This is a genomic window from Thiothrix litoralis, from assembly GCF_017901135.1.
GTDB classification, from domain to species: Bacteria; Pseudomonadota; Gammaproteobacteria; order Thiotrichales; family Thiotrichaceae; genus Thiothrix; species Thiothrix litoralis.
Genome location: NZ_CP072801.1, coordinates 3,953,814 through 3,975,093, shown reverse-complemented (window position 1 = coordinate 3,975,093; position 21,280 = coordinate 3,953,814). Strand labels below are relative to the sequence as shown.

The window sequence follows — 21,280 nt, the reverse complement described above, 5'->3', positions numbered from 1 at the left end:
AAGGTGCAGGAACTGACTTACAATCAACCCCATTGTTCATCACTTTGGGGTTTTTTGTTGGAAAATATCCTGATCGGGTTAGGCATATTCTCTGCCGTGACCTTTGTCTTATCCCTGCTGCTGCTACCGTGGTTTATTGCACGGATTCCAACAGATTATTTCACCCGTCCGCGTGATTCAGACCCGTGGCAGGTGCTGTTGCAACCACGTGCCTTGCTACGTAATCTACTCGGGTTGCCCGTGCTGTTGGCGGGCATTGCCATGTTGGTACTACCGGGGCAAGGCATCCTGACCATCATGATCGCGCTGGGCATCATGAGTTTCCCCGGCAAATTTGCATTGGAAAAATGGCTCATCTCGCGTAAAGGTGTACTCCAAGCGGTGAACTGGATTCGTCAAAAATCACATCATTCACCGCTTGAAGTACCGTGATTTACAGCAGTACTTTCTCGATCCCGCCCTGCACGGCTTTGCCCACAAAGCCTTGCTGCCAATCCTTACCCAGCAAGTAGTGAGCCATTTCCACCACGATATAATCGGTTTCCATCCCGGTATCATCGGCGTAGCGTGACAAACCTTGCTGGCAGGCTGGGCAGGAAGTGAGGATTTTCACATTGCCATTTTGTGCCATGTCACTACCGGTCAATTCCTTAATACCCTCTTTGAGGCTTTCAGCCTTGCGGAAGCGTAACTGGCTGGCAATATCCGGGCGGCTGATGGCAAATGTCCCCGCTTCTCCGCAACAACGGTCGCTCAATACCACGTTGGAACCTGTCAGGGCTTGCGTCACTTTCAGCGGGTTAAGCTGCTTCATTGGCGTGTGGCACGGGTCGTGGTAAACGTATTGGATACCACTGACACCTTCCATTTTCACACCCTTTTCCAGCAGGTATTCGTGGATGTCGAGCAGGCGGCAACCGGGGAAAATTTTGTCGAATTCATACTTCAACAACTGATCCATACACGTCCCGCAGGAAACCAGCACCGTCTTGATGTCAAGGTAACTCAAGGCATTCGCCACCCGGTGGAACAACACGCGGTTTTCGGTGGAAATCTGCGTGCCTTTCTTCAAATCACCACCGGCATTTTGCGGATAACCACAGCACAAATAACCCGGTGGTAATACCGTGGTAGCACCGGTTTCATACAGCATCGCCAGCGTTGCCAAACCCACCTGACTGAACAAGCGCTCCGAACCGCAACCGGGAAAATAGAACACCGCATCGCCACGCTTGTCCGCCGTTTTCAGCGGATCACGCAAAATCGGGATCACGCTATCATCTTCCAGCCCCAACATCGCGCGGGTGGTTTTCGCCGGAAGCCCCTTCGGCAGCGGCTTTTTGATGAACTGAATCACCTGTTCCTTGATAGCAGGCTTGCCCAAGGTCGCGGCGGGCGGCTTGTCCCCACCCAGCAACCCCGTATTTTTCGCCAAGGTGTAAGCAAAACGCTGCGCCTTGTAACCAAACTTGATCATCCCGGTACGCATCAGGCTAATCTGTGTCGGGTCTTTCATGTTCAGAAATTGCATGGACGCCCACGTCACCGGGCTGGTCTTTTTCTTGCCAAGATCACGCAAAATACTGCGCATCCGCACGCTGACTTCACCAAAGTCGATATTTACCGGGCAAGGGTTGAGGCACTTGTGACACACCGTACAATGGTCAGCCACATCATTCATTTCATCGAAATGGCGAATCGAAACCCCGCGCCGGGTTTGTTCCTCATACAGGAACGCCTCAATCATCAGCCCCGTCGCCAGAATCTTGTTACGCGGCGAATACAGCAAGTTGGCGCGTGGAATATGCGTATTGCACACCGGCTTGCACTTGCCGCAGCGCAAGCAATCCTTGATGTCATTGTTCAGCGCACCCAGCTCATTGTGCTCCAGCAGCAAGGCTTCACGTTCCACCAAACGTAACGATGGCGTGTAGGCATTCTGCAAACCAGAACCCTGCAATAACTTGCCCTTGTTGAAGTGTCCGTGCGGGTCGATGTCCTGCTTATACTCGGCAAATTCGCGGATTTCGCGCTCTTCCAGATACTGGAACTTGGTAATGCCGATGCCGTGTTCGCCGGAAATCACCCCATCCAGCTCACGCGCCAACACCATGATGGCATCCACCATGCGCTCGGCTTCGTGCAACATGCCATAATCGTTGGAGTTCACTGGAATATTGGTGTGTACATTGCCATCGCCCGCGTGCATGTGCAGCGCCACGAACAAGCGGCTGGTGCGAATCTTGCGGTGGATTTTTTCCATCGCTTGCATCAACGGCTCCAGCTCACGCCCGGCAAACATTTCCTGCAAGGGGCGAATAATTTCCTTGCGGTAAGAAATCCGCAATTCACGCCGCAACAGCAAATCAATCACCCGGTCTTGCGGGCGCTGTGCTGCAAGTGCCGTGCTATCCAGCAACGCCTGATGATTCGCCGCAGGCTCATCGAAACTCGCCAGAATCTTTTCCCAACGGGTTTTACGCTGCTGAAGGTAATCCACGGCATGAGTGAGTTTGTTCGCCCAGATCGACGTGCGTTCGGCGCTAGCCTCGTAGTCCGCCACGGTGCGCAATTCTGGCAAATCACCGGCAAGGTGTTCCAGCAAACCGTCAATCATGCGCAGCTTGTTTTGCATCGACTGGCGGATATTGATGGTTTCGATGCCTTCGGTATAACGCGCCAGGTTGCGCAGCGGAATCACCACGTCTTCGTTGATCTTAAAGGCGTTGGTGTGTGCCGCAATCGCCGCCGTGCGTGAACGATCAGCCCAAAACTGGCGACGCGCTTCCGGGCTGACTGCTGTGAAACCTTCTGCATTCCGCGCATTCGCCAACCGCACCACTTCGGCAGCCGATTCAGCCACGGCTTTTTCATCGTCGCCTACAATGTCCGCAATCAGCACCATTTTCGGCAACATGCCGCGTGCGCCTTTCGGGGTGTATTTCACCGCTTTGACGTAGCGTTCATCGAGGTGTTCGAGGCCGGAAAGCAGCACATCGTTACGCCCGTCGAGGTAATCTTTCACTTCCACAATCGCGGGGACGGCTTCGTGCAAATCCGTGCCGTAGAATTCCAGACAAACGGTACGAATTTGATCTGGCATCCGGTGCAGAATGAACTCGCCGGAGGTGATCAGGCCATCGCAGCCTTCCTTCTGGATACCGGGCAAGCCGCCGAGGAACTTGTTGGTGACATCTTTGCCCAGCCCTTCCTTACGGAAATAGCGCCCTTCAAACGTGAGAATCTGCGGCTCACCCTTGAGGGTTTTGCCGTCCGGCTGGAAACGTTGTACGGAAAACTGCACCGTCTGCTGATCGTGGATTTTGCCAAGATTGTGGTTCAAGCGTGTCACTTCCAACCAGTCCGCATCCGGCGTGACCATGCGCCAAGACAGCAGGTTGTCGAGTGCGGTTCCCCACAGCACGGCTTTCTTACCACCGGCATTCATGGCGATATTGCCGCCAATGGTGGAAGCATCCTGCGAGGTTGGGTCAACGGCAAAAACCAAGCCGTGCTTGCCTGCCAAATCAGACAAACGGCGGGTAATCACCCCTGCCCCGGCACGTACTATGGCCACGCTTTTATCCACACCCGGTAAATTAGTGCGGTGTTGGACTTCACTGAGGAATTCGAGCTTTTCGGTATTGATCACCGCGCTGCGTGCATCCAACGGTACAGCGCCGCCAGTGTAACCTGTGCCGCCCCCACGCGGAATGACGGTCAGCCCCAGCGCAATGCATTCACCTACCAAACCAGCCATTTCTTCTTCAGTATCCGGGGTCAACACCACGAAGGGCAGTTCTACGCGCCAGTCGGTTGCATCGGTGACGTGGGAGACGCGGGCGAGGCCATCGAACTGGATATTGTCCTTACGGGTCAGTTTTTGCAGACGCTTGCGGGCTTTTTCACGCAAGTCATATTCGTCACGGAAGGTTTCAGCAAACTGCGTCAGCGCGGTGCGGGCAATCTGCATCAACTCCAGCGTCAGGACATTGCCATTGGCGCGTTCCTCGATCTTTTCGACCCGCCCGTTGAGGGTATCCATCAAGGATTGGCGACGTTCACGGGTTTCCAGCAAATCGTCGTGGATGTAAGGGTTACGCTGCACTACCCACATATCACCAAGGATTTCCAACAACATGTGCGAGGAAAGCCCCGTCTCGCGCTTTTCGCGCAAAGCTTGCAGAATTTCCCAAGCGCGGTCGCCCAACAAACGTTGCACGATTTCCTTGTCGGAGAATGAAGTGTAGTTGTAAGGAATTTCCCGGATAGGATGGCTAGCTGTCATGACGTTTACGCGTGCTCTTGTACAAAGATGCCTAGTGTAACGCGCTGCACCATTGAAAAAAACCCGTTATAACAAAGGAGATTATTTAACGCCACAAACGCTGGCCTTGGGCAATTTTAGCAGCAACCTCCTGCTGGAAGTCAGGCGGGCCATACGCAACGGCTTGTTGATCTTTCTGGAACGTGCCATCGACAACTTCCTGCTCCAGATAGACCAAGGGTCGACCGTGTTGTTCGGCGAATTGTTTCAACCAGTTCAAGGCGCGGGGTGGAATACGTTTGCCGACAGGAAGCGCCACATCGACCGGCAATCCACGCCACTGGAATTTGTTGAACAGCACCATGACTTTGGCTTCGCCGGGCTTCATCCAGTCAGGCAACGGGCTATTGGGAATGATCCAGCCACAGTTGAAGTTGTCGCAAGGATCGAGCGGGCGATTGGCGTAATCGTTACAACCTTTACCCGTACTGTGCGGGCAAGGGCAACCGGGGTAGACAGCCGTACCCTTGATGTTCATTTGTACCCAACCGTCACAACAGGCGGTACAGGGCTGGCATTCGCGGTTTGATAACTTTTTCATGCGCTAATCTTAACGAGAAAAGGCTCCCGAAGGAGCCTTTTCTTTAACTGCCAGCTAAAGTCCAGAAGGATCTTAGAATTCAGTAACCAAGCCGATTTGAGTAGCAGTGATCTTGGCAGTACCATCAACAGCATGAGCTTCGTTTTCACGCTCATTCCACAGCAGGTAAGTAGAGGTCTTTTTACCCAGAGCATAATCAACACCAACAGTGGTATTGGTCTCTTCACCACCAGTGTCACGATCGCTTGAACCGTAGCCAGCTTTCAAGGTTGCAGCACCAGTTTTGAAACCACCAGCAACATAAATGTTGGTATCAGTAGAAACGCCACCTGGGAAGCCAGCAACTGCTGGAGCGCCTACACCGTCGCCTTCAACTTGCTCATAAACAACGTTAGCAAAGTGACCAGCTTCGTGCTTATAGCCAAGGCCAACGTTGACATCAGTACCAACGTTATCAACAGCAGTGTAGCCTAAACCAGCATAAATAGGGCCATTGCTGTAGTTAACCATAGCGGTGTTAGCAGGGTTGTTTGCTGCTGCACCCGCGTTATCTGTGTCTTCACCCAGAACGTCAGTGCTGTGAGCTACAGCAAAACCAACAGGGCCAAACTTGTTGATATAAGCAACAGCGTTGTTTACACGATGGCTGTCAGCCGCAATGATACGAAACATTTCAGCTTGATTGTTGTCAGCAAATGCATCCAAACCAGCGGTAGCCAGTTTAGCTGGGGTGTCATGCTTACCAACGCGAACTTCACCGAAGCCGCCTTTCAAGCCAACGAATTGGTTACGTGAGCTCAAGTTGCTTGCAGCATCACCGTCAATGTCCACGCCCATTTCTAAGCCATAAGTAGCAGCCAAGCCGTTATCCAGCTCAGTTGAACCTTTGATACCGAAACGTGAAGTGTTGCTTTCAACAACAACGTCGGCGTCGGTATCAGCACCAGTATCCAATGTACCAACAGTAGCGTGCAGTTTGCCATACAGGGTGGTATCAGCCATTGCAACAGCAGGGGCGATCAGTGCAGTAGCAACTGCGATTACGAGTAATTTTTTCATGAGTCGACTCCTATTAGAAGGTTTGTCCTGTCAATTAAGATTTAATTTCGATTTGTTCAATCTGACGGGAGTATTTATACATCCCTTGCCAGCGTCTTGCAACAGCTTTTTTGCAAATACGCTACAAAGTTTAGAGTAAATGTTGCAAAAATGCCACAGGTTTTGCAAGCTAAAACGGCAGGATACTGACAAGCGGTAGTATTTGTAATTTCAAGACCTTAGATGCAATAAAGCCACAGCGTATTATTAGCTGTGGCTTTATTGATATGTACCCAATTGCTTCCCGGATAACCGGAAAATGCGTTGAGATTAACGCTTGGAGAACTGGGTAGCGCGACGTGCTTTGTGTAAACCGACTTTCTTCCGTTCAACCTTACGAGCGTCACGCGTCAGGAAGCCTTCAGACTTCAGCTCGGCACGCAGGGTTTCATCATATTGCAACAGTGCGCGGGCAATACCGAGGCGGATAGCGCCGGATTGACCTGTAATACCACCACCCGCAACCGTGACTTTGATGTCAAATTTTTCAGCCATTTTAACAGTATGCAACGGCTGGCGAACAACCATGCTTGCTGTTTCGCGACCGAAGAAATCACCCAGTGCTTTGCCGTTAACAGTGATCGTACCGCTACCTGCGCGCATGAATACGCGGGCAGATGAAGATTTGCGACGACCGGTTCCGTAATATTGTGTTTCAGCCATTTCTAATTCCTACCCGATCAAAAGTCCAGCGCTTGCGGCTGCTGTGCTTGGTGGTTATGTTCTGTGCCAGCGTAAACTTTCATTTTACGGTACATGGCGCGACCCAATGGATTTTTTGGCAACATGCCTTTGACAGCGAGTTCAATCACTCGGCCTGGCGCACGTTGTTGCATTTTTTCAAAGGTAAAAGCACGCATGTTACCGATATAGCCGGTATGGTGATAATAGGTCTTGTCTTTGAATTTGTTACCCGTGATACCAACCTTGTCAGCATTGATGATGACGATGTAATCGCCAGTATCAACGTGCGGGGTGTACTCTGGCTTGTGCTTGCCACGCAAACGCCGGGCAACTTCGGAGGCCAAACGGCCTAGCGCCTTACCTTCGGCATCAACGACGAACCAATCGCGTTTTACCTCAGCCGGCTTTGCACTGAATGTTTTCATCTTGCTCAATCCACTTCTTAAATCTGTTTTGCCGATCCGCCCCAAACCTTGAGAAGGTGGGGGAACGAAGAAACGCGGCATTTTAGGGGAATCGCGGCTACTTCTCAAGTGTTAACGCACTGCCACCGACAAAAAAATGCCTCACGCACAACGGGAGGCAAGTATCAAAGAGACAAACACATGAAAAAACGAGCGACTCGCAGGGCATCCACCTCAAAGAAAAAAGCAATAAAAAAACGCGGCTCAGATGAGCCGCGCAATTACCACCAAAGGAGGATGGAGGAGTGTTAAATCGGTAATAAACAATATACGAATATACTAATATTCCAATCTTTCTTTGTCAACATCCTGTAACAAATTTGTCGCATATTTTTCATATTGGTGGTGCATGGGCGCACCCAAAGAGGGCGTATGCAATACGCCCCTACCAATGACCGGGCGTAGGGGCGTATTGCATACACCCTCTTTGCATCCAAAATCTTCCAACCAATACGCTTGCTGCACACTAATCACCCGGCAAACGGCCAAGGGCAACTTCTGATAACGCTTACCCAGCCGGAAACCAATCAGCTTTACCAGGGTTTGCAAAGCAGCCAATGGCAACAGCCAAGCCTTACGCTCATACAAATAACGGATCAGTGAGCGCACGTAGACCCATGCTTCCCGATCTGGCGCACCGACCGCCTTCATCAAAGGCTCTTCAGAGGCATGAAACACCCCAACATCAAAGTAACGCCTGAACATCTGTAATAAAGTGTAACGGTGCGAATGCTCCACGGTACTTTCCGCTGAATACACCGTCTTCCAGCCTGCCAACAGCAACCGCGCCGCCACGTAACTGTCTTCACTGACAATGATATGCTGCGGGAACCCGCCGATACTGCGCAAGGCACTGGCGCGATACACCGCGTACACATCCGATGCAAACGCCGCTCGGTAGCCCATGGTTTTGAAACTTTCACGATCACGCACGGAAGACGTTGCCGGATACGTAAAACCCCGCGCATGACATTCCAGCAAATCAGCCCCGGCACGCGGCAAATGCCGCCCGTACACCATCCCCACATGGCTATCTGCATCGCTATGCTGTAACAGGGTTTCCAGCGAATCAGCCTGTTTGAGGATGGCATCCTGCGTCAGGTACACCAGGAATTCAGCATCAGGGCACAACTCTGTCGCCAGTTGGCGCGTCCCGCCGTGGCTGAAATCACGCGGGTGGATGCGCTGCACCTCCAGCCCCGCCGCGACTGCCAGTTCCGCCGTATGGTCTTCTGAAAGCGAATCAATCACCAGATAGCGCCCCGCCTGCACGGTCTGCTGCCGAAGTGCCTTGATCCATTCCGGCCACAAACGCCCGGCATTGCGGGTCAAAACAATAACGGCCACATCAGGGCGCTGGATTATAGTTGTCATGGTTATACCCCTGTTTACGCAAAAAGCAGCAACGCCAAATTAGTCAGGACGCCCTGCTTGAATAGCCGATGGTGTAAAATATGTTGCCGCCGCCGCCAGCCTTGCAAATAACGCAACCCGGCTAACGCCTCCACCAGCTTATAATCCTGTACTTCCAAACGCTCACCGAAGCGGTGCAGAAAAACTTCCGCTTGCTGGCTCCACGCCTCTACCCGCGCACTCAAGCCATGCAGTTGCGCAGGGGCTGCCCCAATCAGATTATTGTCGTGTTGGCGATACAACAGCAGCGGGTGCGGCAAGGATAAAATCTGCCCAAACCACGCACACACCAACGCCAGCCAACGGTCATGCTCCATCGCATACAGCGGCAGCGGAAACGCCAGCGTCGCAGCCGTGCGATTGAAAGCCGTGGCGCACCCCGTCACCACATTGTTCAACAAATACGCCTGCTTGCGCTGCTCCACATCAAAGTTACGGTAGTCCCAAAACGACACCGCCAGCAATGCCCTAGCCTCATCCACCACCGCCAAGTCGGAATGCACCAGTAACGGCACATCCTCACCGTATTGCGCCTCCATCCGGCGTAACGCGGTGTATTGCAACGCCACTTTTTCCGGGAACCACACATCATCCTGATCACAAAACATCAGGCACGGCGCAGTACTCGCTTCCACCAACCGACTGAAGCTCAACTTACTCCCCAAATGCTTGCCATCCAGCAGCAATCCCGCCAGTTTTTCGGGGTGTTCCGCCTGCCATTTCAGCAAGAGCCGCAAAGTCTGATCGGTGGAACCATCATCCCGGATCAGCAACTGCCAATCCTGAAACGTCTGCTGTTCCAACGATGCCAATAACTCAGGCAACCAGCGCTCGCCGTTCCAAGTGGACAACAGGATTTGTACCCGCGAGGTATCCATCATCCCGCTTCAAACCACCCGCGCCACCATTTTGCTGCCGAACGATCCAGCAACAACAAACGCAAGCGAGCGCCATACCAGACTAGCATCGCCTTGATACCGGGGCTAAAACAACGCCCGCGTCCCGACGAAAACCGGAACGCCAGCGCGTACACGAACAGTCTTATTGGGCTCAAAACCATACCCGCCTCCTGTTATTATTTTTTAATCAGGGGTCTGACCCCCATTACTCAACCATAGGCTGAGTGATTGTAGCCGCGCCCACTGTCCGGCGACTGAATATGGGCATCAACAGACCCTATTGACCATACTCAAATGGATGTACCCAAAGATATTCCTCACGCTACAGGAGTAGCCCGTCATGCCAAGCCCTAATACCTAACCCGCCCTGACAACTATCACACATCACTGTCACTTTCTGACACACTTCTGACACGTCACCGCTCCGCTTACACCAAAAACCACCGCCTATCCCCCAAAATCAACCGTCCACATTCAGTTCGCAGTTGGCACGCCTCCTGCATCATCTACTGGCGTCTCAAGACATTAAATATCCTAACTAATCCTAACAATAAGGAATGATAAAAATGAGTATGAAAACAATGAAATCTAAGGCACAAGCGGGTTTCACCCTGATCGAATTAATGATCGTGGTTGCCATCATCGGTATCTTGGCTGCGATTGCACTGCCACAATACCAAAACTTCATGGCACGTTCACAGGCTTCTGAATCCGTGGTTTTGTTGGATGGCGCACGTACATCTATCGAAGATGAAGCGGTTTCCAAAGGTATCTTTATCGACACCGATGGCCTTACTGCGGCTGGTTCTAACTTAGCAGGTAAATACGGCGACATTACCAGTGCTGGAAACGCCACTGCTAGTAATGGCGATGTTGTTTACACATTCAAGTCTGAGGGCATCAATGACAAACTGAAAGATGCGACCGTTACTTATACTCGTGCTGCTGACGGCACATGGTCTTGCGCTACTAGTTTGACAACACAATATGCTCCAAAAGGTTGCACAGCAGGAAGCTAATGCTTGCTTAATTTGAGCAACCGGAAGGGCTCACAGGAGCCCTTCTCGCATGGAGAACCCACATGATAAAAATACAACAAGGCTTCACTCTGATAGAACTGATGATCGTTGTAGCTATCATCGGGATTCTTGCCGCCATTGCCTTACCGACCTATCAAACATTCATTGCACGCGCACAAATAACAGAAGCTATCGTTCTGTTAGATGCAGCTCGACTCAACACAGAAGACAATATTGAAATTACTGGGTCATTTCCTTCTGATAAGACTGGACTTACTAACCTCAACACTCAAACGAATGGAAGTTATGGAAACATAACGGGAACTGCAAATACTGTTGAGGATAATGCGATTGGTGACATTGTATATTTGTTCAAAAATTCTGGAGCCAATGAGGATATTAAGAATAAGTCTATTTGGTACAGTCGCAACATAGATGGAGACTGGTCGTGCAAAACCAACTTGGCAACTGGTTTTTCACCGAAAGCCTGTATTGCTGACCAAAACCCAGCCCCAACTGGCTCGTAGCTAAAAAATAATAATTATGAAAATCAATAGCATAGACATTGATAATAATAAAAAATCCATAGCCTTGTTTTTCTTGTTATTGATAACCAGTCTAGCACCATTTTCAATGGCGACATCATTTCATGACTCACAAAGGCTTATTGCAACATTAGTTATCACTATCATCTTAATTATTCGTCTAGTTGCGGATACAATCTTCTCAAAAGAAACACTGCGATTTATTTTCACCATCTTGGCATGGGGAGCATATGTCAGCACCCAATCACTTGCTTATGAATGGTCACTTGTCGAAGTTTCTTTATTTTTCAGTGTCTCTTTGACAATTCTAGTGATTTTTAAAACCCCCAGTCTTTGGCTACTAACAAAGCTAGCATTAATATTTACAGCCATACAGCTTGTCTACATAGTAGCAGATTACATCAACTACGCATTGACCCTAGCAATCAGTGAAAAACTTAATGTATGGGAGATCATTGATGGATTCTCGAACATTCGATTCTATGCACAATTCCTAAGCTGGACGCTGCCTTTTCTTATTGGCTTTGTGTCCACTCAAGAAAAACCAAATTTCCAAAAATTCATCACAGCTATTATAATATTAAGCTGGACACTTGCCTTGGTGAGCGGCACCAGAGCTTTTATCTTAGGAATGACGTTTAGTCTATTATCTGTTTTCATTATAACGCCAAATCTATGGAGGCGTTATGCAACATGGACATTGTTGACAGGGCTAGCAGGTATCATAGGATACATAATGCTCGTACTTATATTACCTAACGTCTTTGGATTAGATAATAACGCCGCGCTTAACAGTACCATTGATCGAGATTTTACTAACTCAAGTGGCAGAATAAGAATCTGGATTGATACACTCAATGTTGCAATGAGCCATCCCTATACGGGAATAGGCCCAATGATGACAGCCATGGAAGGTATTTTAGGTAAAGTCGCCCATCCACATAATTTTTTGCTGCAATTGATGGCTGAATGGGGTATTCCATTTACTGTTGGCTTCATGGCCTTGACCATTTATTTATCACTTAAATGGCGAAAACTGATTTCTGAAAATCCTGCTGAAAGAGAGATTTTGGCATTACCCGTTACCGCAGCTATCAGCTCCGCCATTGCTGCCGGACTAGTTGACGGGGTAATGGTTATGCCAGTCAGCTTACTTTATATGACAATCATATTCGGTTTTGGAGCAGCCCTTTGGCGAGCATGGACTCCCCAAGTACAGCGCTTCAGACTCCCAATAGAACTAAGCAGTTTATTGCTTATACCCGTCCTTTCATTGGCTATCATCACAACAATCCAGTGGATCAATATCGCACAATCGAATCAAGGACTTAGCTCTGCATTTACACCACGCTTTTGGCTGAATGGAAAAATCAGCCAAGATAATGAATTTCTCAATCCAACTCAAACAAAACGCCACAACGTGGTTTTAAGGTAATCCTCCGTCGCCTCAAACCCCGGCTCCGTACCATTGAACGCCCGCATCTGCGGAATCACCCTAAAACCAGACGGCGGAAGCTGTGCGCAAGCAATTCGGCGGGTTGTAGAAAAAAGGAATTGGGGGATCGTTCAGGGCGCGATAAATCGCACCCCTACGGTATTTCCCGGTAGGGGCGTGATTCATCACGCCCTCAAAAGTCACACGTTCATTCGCATTTCTGGCAGAATGTCAGCCGCATGATGAGTGAAGACCGAATATGACCAACACGGGCAATCACCTAAAAAGGGTGTTTTGTCCGTTGTTCAAACAGAGTCCATAGCATTGCCGCTACACTCACCCCATGCAAACCAAAGACATCACCAGCAAACAGCTCCTCAAACGCATGGCAGCAGACCTCGCCAACCCGCTGCTCAAGCTCGACATTGACCCGAAAAGCGTGGAACTGCTCAAAATCCAACACCAACGGGGGGAATAATGCCGAGGCGCAACCAGACATACGTAAAATCACATTGCGGACGCCTGAAATTCCTGTTATATGAAGACGAACGCGGTTTCGAGACGACAAAACCATTGCCGAAAAAACCGGCTTACCGGAGGAAGAAGTCAGCAAGCTCAAGCTGCACTGATGGCAGAAAAAGTATTCAAGCAGCTAGTTGCAGGTGGGTTTCAATGCTATCCCAAGGTACACAAACCCGCCCCTCTTCATCCTTCCCGATAAGGCCACACTCCATCAATGCCTTCACATCCGTATGCGTATTTTTGTAATCACGCTTCAAGATTTCCGACAGCTTTTTGATGCTTTGGTGGCCTTGTTGGCGCAACACCGTCAACAATTCCCAACGCTTGGGCGTCAGATAACTCAAAAAACCTGCCATTGACTCAAACGTCAGTTTATTGACCGGCTGTGCAGATTTACCACTTTCCCATGCCTCAATGACATCCACAAAATCATCGTCGATATTGCCGATGCTGATAAAGAGTGTGTTATTTAGCATCTTGTCGTACCTCTTGAATATCAGCGTAAAAATCACTGACTAGCTGCCGAATACCTGTAAATGAATAAGGATACTCAATTCCGCCAATGTGCTTATGGTCGCCCTTAGGCCGTTCATTATCGTAACCGACTATCCTCTGACTATTTTTCCCATAGAAAAAACGGTATTTATAGGAATGCTCACTCCCCAACACTGGCTTAGGCAACTCCCATATCACCATTTCACGAATTGCACCATCGTCGTAGCGGGCTTTACGTTGTAAAATCAGTTTCGCTTTACTCATTGTATGGCAGTCTATACCATACATGAAATACCCGCAAGCTCAAGCTGACTATCAACGGATAGGTTCAGGGTATCGGCGATAAACGCCGCATCCAAGCCTTTGTCAGACAAGGCAAGAATGACCTTGCGTTGCTCCATTCAGTACAAATTTATCCAATCGGTTCTTCTTTCGCTTGCCGCAAACCTTGCCTGTAGCCTTCTTCTCCCGCCGCTTCAATCATGTTTTTCAGGTCTCGGTAGTTTCTTGACATCCTCCCCACGGCTAAAGCCGGGGGATTCCTCCTGCGAGACGGCAATGTCCTGCCGTGAGAATGTTCCGGGCTGCATTGACATCTCTGTCGTGCAGCTCCCCACAGTCGGGGCATGTCCATTCTCTTATTCCAAGTCCTGCTCTACCTTTCGGACTGTTGACGGAAATGCTTCCGCAACACGAACAGGCTTGGGTACTGTACGCTTCGTTGACTTCGAGAAACACGCCTTGCATCGCTTTCGATTTTGCATCAAGTTGTGTTTTCAGCATTGACCACCCGGCATCCAATACAGACTTAGCCATATTGGTTTTGACGAGTGCCTTGCTGCTGACGTTGCCGACAACGATTAATGAATTTTCACGCACCAGCTTGGTGGTGAACTTGTGCAGGTGGTCAGCCCTGCGGTTTTTAACCTTAGCGTGAATAGCCTTGACGCGCTTCTTTTTGTTAGCGCGTTGAGCTACTGCCAGTTGCTTTTCAGCGTTGCGGTAGAACGGCTTTGATTCCAGTTTTAAACCGTTGCTACAAGTGGCAGTGTCTTTCAGACCAAGATCAATCCCGACTTCACCGCGCCCTGCGACTTCAACAACGGGAACTTGCACCACGACATTGAAATACCAACGTCCACGGGAATCCTCGGTGAAAGAGCCAGACCTGAAAGCGTATTGTGACAAGCCGTAACTGTCCCACACTTTGAAAAAATGTTTGTTGTAACGGACTTGTCCGTCCTTCCACACAGCAGCACCTGATTTGAAAGGAATCCAGCCCAGTGAACGACGGCTACCGCCAGACACACGCCAGCGTAGCTTGTCCGTCTTGAATTGCTTGCGGGCTTTAGCGTGGGTGGCAATGACTTCTTGAATGGTTTGCGAGTGCAATGTGAAGCCCCGTTCGCCATTGAAACCCTTCATGACCTTTTGCAGATCGAATGCCGTGAAGTGGTTACGAATCCAACCAACACCCGGAACAGGAACATAGCTGTAGTCTGCGGTGGTTGCATTAGCTTCATTCCAAACTTGGTTACACTCGAATGCCCACTGCTTTAGGACAGCAGCGTGCTTGTCCTTGACGCGGACTTTGAGTGTTTTCAGGATGGTGGCGTCAGCTTCCAACTATGCTTCTGCCCTTGATCTGTTTCACCAATCGGTGAATCCTGTATTGAGGGTCAACCGCAACCAAGAGATGGAAGTGATCGCCGTCCCCTTCCATCTCAAGGATGGTGGCGTTGCGTTCTTCACAAACGTCACTCACTATTTGCTTGAGAGCCACCTCAATTTCTGATGACAGTACCCTGCGGCGATACTTAGTACACCATACAACGTGGTACTTACAGTCGAAAGCGATGTTACCATTTTTTTCCATGTGCAATATTATACAGGCTTAAGCTATCTAGTGCGGCACGTATTTTGTTTTTAGCATAAGACGCTTATATCCCCATGCCTAAAGGCAGGGGCATTACGCGAATTTTGGTAAATTACTTTCGTAGACGTACCGCTCCGCTGGACTGAATTGGTCAACCACAGCATCATCCTGAATCTCAAAGTCGGTCAAGGTTCTCAGCAACTCCATTGTGCGCTTGGCAGACTGCTCCTTGTAGGCTTGTATATCCATCTGTTCACCTTGCACTTTCGATTATCTTTTTCACAACATCCAGCGGCAAAACCAGGTTCTTGGCAATGAACTCAGCATCAAAACCATTGCCAGCAATCGCCGAAATGGAACGCTGCCGCTCAAGATTGATACCTTCATCCAGTGTGGTGTCGATCACATTCTTCAAATCACGGTAATACTTCAAACTGTCTTCGTAAGCTTGACGTTCCGCCGGATTGAAACAGGCAATCTGCGCCGCCTCAAACAACTTGAGAAAGATTTCCCCTTGCAATACAGGCGGAATTTCCTGCAATTCATGCAAGTGCTTGAAGATATAAAACCACTTGTCCTGATCCGTCTGCAACTCTGCTAACGTTTTCTCGAAATACGGCAGCGTCAGGTAAATAAAGGTGAGTTTGTCGTAAAAAACATGCCCGCTTTGATTCTTGAGCTGAATAAAATGCATGACCTGCTTTTCCGCTGCCTCCCGATCTTCCTCAAACGTGAAATCAAGGATGCCAACAGTATACACCGCCGCCAGCTTGTAATCCCAATCACCCCGCTGCGCCTGCTCCTGAATCGGGAACGTGGCGTAATACAAGCTACGGTCTTTGAAATAATTCTGCTTGGCCTTCTGCAATTCGACAATGAAGCGTTCACCCGTCAGGCTAACGCAGCTCAAATCAAAGATAGCCTTACGGTCAAGGATGCTCGCCCCTTGCTGTTCATTACGGGTGTACTGCAAATCCTGAATCTGGTGTTTCTCAGGCAACAAGGTATTGAGAAAACTGATCAACAGCTCCTTGTGCGGCTCCTCCCCAAACAGCTTCTTAAAGCCAAAATCGGTGAAGGGATTGACGTACTTATCCTGCATAACAACGACCACGAATGATGACGATAAGGCAAGTGTAGCAGACCACCCAAAACCATACCGTAAGAACGGTACGTCCCTCATGCACTCGAATAGCTCATGATCGCCACAACGTCGTCTTCAAATAATCCTCTGTCGCCTCAAACCCCGGCTCCGTACCATTGAACGCCCGCATCTGCGGAATCACCTTGGTACGGATGCCCATCCCCCGCGCATCCACATACCCATAATCCCGCAACACTTCCACAATGATCGGGTTACGTGGTGAACGTTGCCCCGCCTTCATCTTCTCGATAGTCATGGAATTCTGCAACGCACCAGGGCTAATGATTTCAAGCCGGTCGGCATACACCCCAACCTCAATATCCACAAAGCGTGTCCAGTCACGGTGGGCGCAAGCGTTAATGACCAACTCCCGCAACGCATTCAACGGGTACATCCACCCCCGATCACGCCGCAAACTATTCGCATCCAACACATCACTTTCGTAAAAGATGAAAGGCCGCAGCACCGACAACAGTTTTTCAACCAAGCCATCCTCAATAATGGTGCGATTGCCTGCCTTGTCGTATTGAATACGCCCCAGCAATGCCACATCCAATGTTTCATCCAAACGCGCCTGATACGTCTTTTCCACCCCATCAAACACCATCACCCGAATACCCGCCTGCCGCAGATAACGACGCGGCTTGATACCAAACAACACCAAGCCCGCAATGGTACACATCACCTCACCCGTCGATGCCTGCACCAAAAACCCCAAGCCCAATAAACGTTCCTGCCAATCGGCGCGTGACTGTGGTACATCAGGGTCATTGATCACGGTTTGGATGTAGTTTTGCAATTTTGCCTGATCCAACGTTTCCATGGAGGTTCCCGGCACAGGCATCACTTCGGTATGCAACATCCCACCCAAGGCATAAAGCCGCGCCTGCTGTTCCCGCGTCGCCAGTTGCGAAGTGCTGCCAACCCGTAGGTAAATATCCTCCCGTCCCGAATGACGCACGACATAAGGCTTAGAAATTCCTTGGGTAAAACTGATCACCGCGACCCGCTTACCACCTTGCAGACTGATTTCCTCATAAAATGGCAGCATCATCGGGTGGATTTTATCCCGGAAAACATTCATCACCCACTCTTCCAACCCTGCCCGCTGGATTCCAGACACCGAGCCATCATCCTCGACCCCCAGTAGAATGCGCCCACCCTGAAAATTCGCCAAAGCCACCACCTCCCGTGCCAATTGCTCTGGGCGAATGTCATCCCGCTTGAACTCCACCCCGGAATTTTCACCGTTGGCTAATAACTCCAATAGCTCATCTTGCCGCATTGTCTTCCTGTTCCCATTCCCACCGATACCGTCCAGTCTAGCCCAACTGTGCTATCCTGTCCCCATGCACCCTGTAGAGCGGATCCACCATGTTGCAAAAACTCCCCGTCGGCATCCAAACCTTTGAGGAAATCATCGGCAAGGACTACTTGTACATCGACAAAACTGAAGCCATTCACCGCTTGATCATGAGTGGCAAATATTACTTCCTTTCCCGCCCGCGCCGCTTTGGAAAATCACTCACACTCTCTACTCTCAACGCCATTTTCAGCGGCAAACGCGACCTATTCAAAGGTTTGTGGATTGAAAATCAGCGGGACTGGAGTGACATTCACCCCGTTATTCACCTCTCCATGAATAAGCTGAACTACCAAGGGCGGGGTTTGGAGGAAGTGTTACGCCAAGCCTTACTGGACTTAGCCACAGAACACGGTATACCCCTCCCCCCCGATATGATGCTCAAGGACGTATTTTCCAACCTATTGAAAGCATTGGCAGAAAAATCGGGCAATGTCGTGCTGCTCATCGACGAATACGACAAGCCGCTGATTGACTACCTTGACGACATTCCACAAGCCAAGGCCAACCAGCAGGTGATGAAAACCTTTTACTCGGTGATCAAGGACAGCGACCCCTATCTGGAATTCTTCCTGATCACGGGCGTATCCAAGTTCAGCAAAGTCTCGGTCTTTTCCGACCTGAACAACCTCTACGACCTGACCCTAGACCATAAAGCTGCCACCCTGACCGGCTACACCCAAGCCGAACTGGAACATTATTTCACCCCCTACTTCCCCGCCGCTGAACAACGCCTAAAACTCAGCCATGACGAATTGCTGGCGAGCTTACGCCACTGGTACAACGGCTACTCGTGGGATACAGAACACTTTGTTTACAACCCCTATTCCATCCTCAGTTTTTTCAGTGCCAATGCATTTCGCAACTTTTGGTTTGAATCCGGCACGCCCACGTTCTTGCCCAAACTGATGCGCCGTGACGGGGTATACCAAGTGAGCGAAATGGAAGTCGATGAACTAGCACTCGGCAACTATGACATTGAACGCTTACAACTTGCCCCGGTACTGTTCCAAACAGGGTATCTCACCCTGAAAAGCCGCGACGAGTACGGCCTCTACCACCTTGACTACCCCAACCGCGAAGTACAAGCCTCCATGTCGATGTACTTGCTAGCGGAATGGGCGCACGAAGAGCCAGCCAACACCACGCCACTGGTGGTAAAACTACACAAAAGTTTCCTGAACAATGACTTACCCACGGTCATCGACATCATCAAAAGCATCTTCAAGAAAATCCCCTCACAGATTTTCCTCAAAGAAGCCGAAGCCTATTACCATAGCCTGATTTATTTGGTGTTTTTTTACCTTGGGCAGTACACCGAAGCGGAAGTTAATGACAGCACCGGGCGTATTGATTGCGTGGTGAAGACACCGACACATATCTACATTATCGAGTTCAAACTCAATAAAAGTGCCAAAGCCGCACTCAAGCAAATAAAAGACAGGGATTACGCAGGCGCGTACCGCACTGATCCGCGCCCCAAAATGCTGTTAGGCATCAACTTCAGCAGTAAAACCAAAACCGTGAATGACTGGCTAACAGAAAGTGCCTGAACACACTTAATGAATAAATTCATTTTATAGACGCTTTCGACGCGCTATCATGCTGATTACAGGTTTAATAACGATACCATAAAGCTGATCCATGATTCCCATGACATCCTCCATCCCCTTGCCGGGGCTAGCCAGACAATTGGTCGTGCAAGACTTGCTCGACAAGGAACTGGCTGCCCAAGCTGTGCAAAAAGCACGGGTAGAAAAAGTGTCGCTGGTCGAATGGCTCATCCGTTCCCGCGTGGTTTCCACTCAAGACGTTGCTTATGCCGCTAGCTTGGAATATGGCTTAAGCATGGTCGATCTCGATCAGGTCAATATCACATCCCTAGTCAACACCCTGCTAAGTCAGGATCAGATGCGCAAACTCAATCTGATCCCCCTGTTCCAACGCGGCAAAAATCTGATCGTGGGTCTGGCAGACCCCACCTACCTGACCAATCTGGATGATGTTAAATTCGCCACAGGGCTGATTCCCGAACCTGTGTTTGTGGAATTCGACAAACTGCACCGCTTCCTAAACGTTGATGATGGCATGATGGGGAGCGCCAACGCCCCCACCTCCGGCAAAACATCATCCTCAGCGGCTAACGCTCCTGCTGCCAAAGAAATTTCCCTCGATGTCCGCGACCTTAAAACCAAGGACGATGAAGACCCCGCCATCATTGAATTCGTCGACAAGCTGTTGGCACACGGTATCAAATCCAAAGCCTCGGACATCCACATCGAAGTTTTTGAAAAAAACATGCGCATCCGCTACCGGATAGACGGCATCCTGCAAGTTGTCGCTACCCCGCCCAACGACTCCGCGCAACAACTGATTTCACGTATTAAGGTACTGTCGCGAATGAATATTTCCGAACGGCGCGTGCCGCAAGACGGGCGTATCCGCTTCACCGTCAGTGACCAGAAAAAGATCGACTTCCGGGTCAACACACTGCCCACTCTCTTCGGCGAAAAGGTGGTCATGCGGATACTCGACTCCTCCAACGCCACGCTAGGCGTGGAAAAGCTGGGGTTCGACCCTAAACAAAAACACGATTTCATGAAGGCGCTGGAAAAACCCGACGGCATGATTCTGGTAACAGGCCCGACCGGTAGTGGTAAAACCGTCACCCTGTATACCGGCCTCGGCATCCTCAATACCCCGGAAAAAAATATTTCTACCGCCGAAGACCCGGCTGAAATCAATATGCCCGGCGTTAACCAAGTCAACGTCAACGCCAAAGTCGGCCTGACCTTTGCCGAAGCCTTGCGCTCCTTCCTGCGTCAAGACCCAGACATTATCATGGTAGGGGAAATCCGTGACCTGGAAACGGCTGAAATTTCCATAAAGGCGGCACAAACCGGGCACTTGGTATTATCCACCCTCCACACCAACAGTGCCCCGGAAACCCTCACCCGTTTGATGAACATGGGCGTACCACCCTTCAATATCGCCTCTTCGGTACACCTGATCATTGCCCAACGCCTTGCCCGACGCTTGTGTGAGAAATGCAAAAAAACATCTGATGTACCCAACGAGGTCTTATTGCAAATGGGCTTCAAGTCTGAAGAATTATCCAACCTAAAATTGTATGAACCCGTCGGTTGCTCGGAATGTTCACGCGGTTACAAAGGCCGGGTGGGGATTTATCAAGTCATGCCAATTTCAGGGGATATGGGGCGCATGATCATGAACGGCAGCAACTCGATGGAAATCGCCGAACAAGCACTCAAAGAAGGCATTCTGGACTTGCGCCAATCGGCCTTGAATAAAGTACGCCAAGGCATTACCTCGCTGGCAGAACTGGAGCGTGTCACCTCAGACTAACAATGCTGGAGGCAGACACTGATAGCCGATTATCCATAGGGCAGTCTTTCCAGCGCTTTCCTGTGTTAGACTTGCCCCTATTATAAAAA

The 21,280-nt window shown here is 50.0% G+C and carries 23 protein-coding genes; 7 read left to right on the top strand and 16 right to left on the bottom strand.

Annotated elements, in window-relative coordinates; all coding sequences use genetic code 11:
• The first annotated feature begins 96 nt into the window (after window positions 1-96).
• Complete coding sequence (locus tag J9253_RS19235) at window positions 97-432, top strand: PGPGW domain-containing protein (protein ID WP_228291437.1); 336 nt, start codon at window positions 97-99, stop codon at window positions 430-432.
• 1 nt (window position 433) lies between these two features.
• Here the strand turns inward: J9253_RS19235 and J9253_RS19230 are convergent, their stop codons facing one another.
• From J9253_RS19230 to J9253_RS19195, 8 genes are all read right to left on the bottom strand, one after another.
• A complete protein-coding gene (locus tag J9253_RS19230) occupies window positions 434-4,288 on the bottom strand; it encodes a DUF3683 domain-containing protein (RefSeq protein WP_210222452.1) in 3,855 nt (1,284 codons plus the stop codon).
• An 85-nt stretch (window positions 4,289-4,373) separates the two neighbouring features.
• Window positions 4,374-4,868, bottom strand: coding sequence for a hypothetical protein (locus J9253_RS19225; protein WP_210222451.1), 495 nt, complete (start codon window positions 4,866-4,868; stop codon window positions 4,374-4,376).
• Between the two features lie 72 nt (window positions 4,869-4,940).
• The gene (locus tag J9253_RS19220) at window positions 4,941-5,927 is read right to left on the bottom strand and encodes a porin (protein ID WP_210222450.1); all 987 of its coding nucleotides are present in this window, start codon (window positions 5,925-5,927) and stop codon (window positions 4,941-4,943) included.
• Between the two features lie 309 nt (window positions 5,928-6,236).
• Window positions 6,237-6,629 (bottom strand): 30S ribosomal protein S9, encoded by a 393-nt coding sequence (rpsI, locus tag J9253_RS19215; protein WP_210222449.1) that lies wholly within the window; start codon window positions 6,627-6,629, stop codon window positions 6,237-6,239.
• 17 nt (window positions 6,630-6,646) lie between these two features.
• Entirely contained in the window at window positions 6,647-7,075 is a 429-nt protein-coding gene (gene rplM / locus J9253_RS19210) for a 50S ribosomal protein L13 (RefSeq protein WP_028488364.1), read from the bottom strand.
• A gap of 318 nt (window positions 7,076-7,393) precedes the next feature.
• Window positions 7,394-8,488, bottom strand: coding sequence for a glycosyltransferase family 2 protein (locus J9253_RS19205; protein WP_210222448.1), 1,095 nt, complete (start codon window positions 8,486-8,488; stop codon window positions 7,394-7,396).
• Window positions 8,489-8,502: 14 nt separating this feature from the next.
• Window positions 8,503-9,408: a glycosyltransferase family 2 protein gene (locus J9253_RS19200; RefSeq protein WP_228291436.1), complete on the bottom strand. Its 906-nt coding sequence runs from the start codon at window positions 9,406-9,408 to the stop codon at window positions 8,503-8,505.
• Window positions 9,405-9,587: a hypothetical protein gene (locus tag J9253_RS19195; protein WP_210222447.1), complete on the bottom strand. Its 183-nt coding sequence runs from the start codon at window positions 9,585-9,587 to the stop codon at window positions 9,405-9,407. The genes J9253_RS19200 and J9253_RS19195 overlap by 4 nt, the downstream gene beginning before the upstream one ends.
• Before the next feature lie 405 nt (window positions 9,588-9,992).
• Between J9253_RS19195 and J9253_RS19190 the strand changes: the two genes are divergently transcribed.
• The 4 genes from J9253_RS19190 to J9253_RS21215 all read left to right on the top strand — a co-directional run bounded on the left by J9253_RS19190 (window position 9,993) and on the right by J9253_RS21215 (window position 12,903).
• A complete protein-coding gene (locus J9253_RS19190; protein WP_323128855.1) occupies window positions 9,993-10,445 on the top strand; it encodes a pilin in 453 nt (150 codons plus the stop codon).
• Window positions 10,446-10,507: 62 nt separating this feature from the next.
• Entirely contained in the window at window positions 10,508-10,972 is a 465-nt protein-coding gene (locus tag J9253_RS19185) for a pilin (RefSeq protein ID WP_323128854.1), read from the top strand.
• Window positions 10,973-10,988: 16 nt separating this feature from the next.
• Window positions 10,989-12,425 (top strand): O-antigen ligase family protein, encoded by a 1,437-nt coding sequence (locus J9253_RS19180; RefSeq protein ID WP_210222446.1) that lies wholly within the window; start codon window positions 10,989-10,991, stop codon window positions 12,423-12,425.
• 343 nt (window positions 12,426-12,768) lie between these two features.
• A complete protein-coding gene (locus J9253_RS21215; protein ID WP_266097357.1) occupies window positions 12,769-12,903 on the top strand; it encodes a hypothetical protein in 135 nt (44 codons plus the stop codon).
• A gap of 166 nt (window positions 12,904-13,069) precedes the next feature.
• On the opposite strand, the gene J9253_RS19175 is transcribed toward J9253_RS21215, so the two are convergent.
• The 8 genes from J9253_RS19175 to J9253_RS19145 all read right to left on the bottom strand — a co-directional run bounded on the left by J9253_RS19175 (window position 13,070) and on the right by J9253_RS19145 (window position 17,747).
• A complete protein-coding gene (locus J9253_RS19175) occupies window positions 13,070-13,423 on the bottom strand; it encodes an HVO_A0114 family putative DNA-binding protein (protein WP_210222445.1) in 354 nt (117 codons plus the stop codon).
• Window positions 13,413-13,706, bottom strand: coding sequence for a toxin-antitoxin system TumE family protein (locus J9253_RS19170; protein ID WP_210222444.1), 294 nt, complete (start codon window positions 13,704-13,706; stop codon window positions 13,413-13,415). The genes J9253_RS19175 and J9253_RS19170 overlap by 11 nt, the downstream gene beginning before the upstream one ends.
• 11 nt (window positions 13,707-13,717) lie before the next feature.
• Window positions 13,718-13,843 carry a hypothetical protein gene (locus J9253_RS21210; protein WP_266097356.1) on the bottom strand — a complete coding sequence of 42 codons (126 nt, stop codon included), beginning with the start codon at window positions 13,841-13,843 and terminating at the stop codon, window positions 13,718-13,720.
• Window positions 13,844-13,967: 124 nt separating this feature from the next.
• A complete protein-coding gene (locus tag J9253_RS19165) occupies window positions 13,968-15,068 on the bottom strand; it encodes an RNA-guided endonuclease InsQ/TnpB family protein (RefSeq protein ID WP_210222443.1) in 1,101 nt (366 codons plus the stop codon).
• The gene (gene tnpA / locus J9253_RS19160) at window positions 15,058-15,318 is read right to left on the bottom strand and encodes an IS200/IS605 family transposase (protein ID WP_210222442.1); all 261 of its coding nucleotides are present in this window, start codon (window positions 15,316-15,318) and stop codon (window positions 15,058-15,060) included. Before tnpA ends, J9253_RS19165 begins: the two co-directional genes overlap by 11 nt.
• A 93-nt stretch (window positions 15,319-15,411) precedes the next feature.
• Window positions 15,412-15,567: a hypothetical protein gene (locus J9253_RS19155; RefSeq protein ID WP_210222441.1), complete on the bottom strand. Its 156-nt coding sequence runs from the start codon at window positions 15,565-15,567 to the stop codon at window positions 15,412-15,414.
• A gap of 4 nt (window positions 15,568-15,571) precedes the next feature.
• Window positions 15,572-16,420 (bottom strand): Rpn family recombination-promoting nuclease/putative transposase, encoded by an 849-nt coding sequence (locus J9253_RS19150; protein ID WP_210222440.1) that lies wholly within the window; start codon window positions 16,418-16,420, stop codon window positions 15,572-15,574.
• A gap of 94 nt (window positions 16,421-16,514) precedes the next feature.
• Window positions 16,515-17,747, bottom strand: coding sequence for an ATP-binding protein (locus J9253_RS19145; RefSeq protein ID WP_210222439.1), 1,233 nt, complete (start codon window positions 17,745-17,747; stop codon window positions 16,515-16,517).
• Between the two features lie 89 nt (window positions 17,748-17,836).
• On the opposite strand from J9253_RS19145, the gene J9253_RS19140 reads away from it, so the two are divergent.
• Together J9253_RS19140 and pilB are read left to right on the top strand one after the other, a co-directional pair.
• Window positions 17,837-19,378, top strand: a complete 1,542-nt coding sequence (locus tag J9253_RS19140; protein WP_210222438.1) for an ATP-binding protein — start codon at window positions 17,837-17,839, stop codon at window positions 19,376-19,378.
• A 91-nt stretch (window positions 19,379-19,469) separates the two neighbouring features.
• On the top strand, window positions 19,470-21,191 hold the full coding sequence (pilB, locus tag J9253_RS19135) for a type IV-A pilus assembly ATPase PilB (RefSeq protein ID WP_210222437.1): 1,722 nt from the start codon (window positions 19,470-19,472) through the stop codon (window positions 21,189-21,191).
• The last annotated feature ends 89 nt before the right edge of the window (window positions 21,192-21,280 follow it).